Annotated in this window: 1 protein-coding gene; it reads right to left on the reverse strand. The window is 63.5% G+C overall.

All coding sequences use genetic code 11. The features are described from left to right. Positions 1–64: 64 nt before the first annotated feature. Positions 65–1,351 (reverse strand): TolC family outer membrane protein (locus A2I95_RS38390; RefSeq protein ID WP_291737651.1); only part of this gene is annotated, 1,287 nt, incomplete at its 5' end.

The following is a 1,351-nucleotide window of genomic DNA, read 5'->3' on the forward strand; positions in this document are numbered from 1 at the left end:
CTCTTGCCTCTTGAGTCAGAGTGTAGCGGCCTTCCCGTCACCGCACAACCGATAGGATGAATTGTCAGTTACGTCCCAAGGCCTTGAGCACCCGGTCCAAATCCTTGCCGCGCTTGCTGTATTGCGCAGGCGCGTCCTTCACCAAGTTGTAATAAAGCGTCGGGTCGTAAATCTCGACCGCCAGCCCCAGATGCTCGGCTGTGAGCAGCCCCTGCGCCTGCAACAACTGATAGGCCGCAATGGCCTGGTCGGCGCGTGCGTTCACCTCCCCGGTCTGCGCATCGAGATACTCTTGCTCTGCCTGCAGCACATCCAGCGTCGTCCGTGCCCCCAGCGTGGCTTCTTCCCGGATGCCGTCAAAAGCAACCTTGGACGCGCGCACCCGTTCATTGGAGGACACCAGGGTTGCCCGCGCAGTTTCCACATTGAAAAACGCCGAGCTGACATTCTGGCGCACAGCGCGCTGGGTATTGATCAGAGCACCGCGTTCCGAGTCGGCACTTGCAATGGCCCGCCGCCGGGTCGCCGCGTTGCGGCCGCCAGCATACAGGTCTTGAGTCAGCGTAACCGAAGCAGAGGCATCCGAGTCGGTGCCGGTGTTGTCATTGATATCCTCGCTCAGCCCCGCGGTGGCCCGGAAGCTGACGCTTGGCCCCAAGGCTTTGGCCGCCGCCCGGACCAGAATGTCGGCGGATTTGACCGAATGCTGCTGCGCTAGCAGGTCCGGCTGGTTACGCGCCGCAATGGACTGCGCCCGGTCGATGGACACAGCCCGCGACGGCAGCCGGGGCTGGCCGGCAATCGCGCCCGGCGCGTGGCCGACGATTTGCAGATAGGTAGCGCGGGCCGTCAGCAGGTCTCCCTCGGCATCCGTCAGGTTGGCGCGGGCCGCCGCCACCTGGCTTTGAGCCAAAGCGACGTCGGTGCGGGTCACTTCACCCACTTCAAACCGGTCCTCGGCCGCCTTCAGTTCCTCTAGCAGCAGGCGCAGGTTGTTGCGGCGCAGGGCGACATTTTCCTGCCCCTGCAGGACCCCGACATAGGCCTGAACGGCGGATATCAGCACCGATTGCTCGACGCTGAGCAGCTGCTGGCGCGCCGCAAGCACCAGTTCCTGGGCCGCCTGTTTGCGCAGCCGTGTTTCGCCGCCGTCATACAGCAGCTGAGTCAGCTGAATCTGGGTGCCGAGATCGTTGTTGGTGAACTCGTTGAAATTACCGAACTGGTTGACGCTGCGGGAATAGGTATGGCTGGCGGTGAGTGTCCATTGGATCAGCGGTCGCAACCGGGACACGGCGATGGCCACGTCCTCATCAGCAGCCCGCAACAGCGCCCGGTTCTGGTCCAGCAG

It is taken from the genome of Leisingera sp. F5 (genome assembly GCF_001593695.1).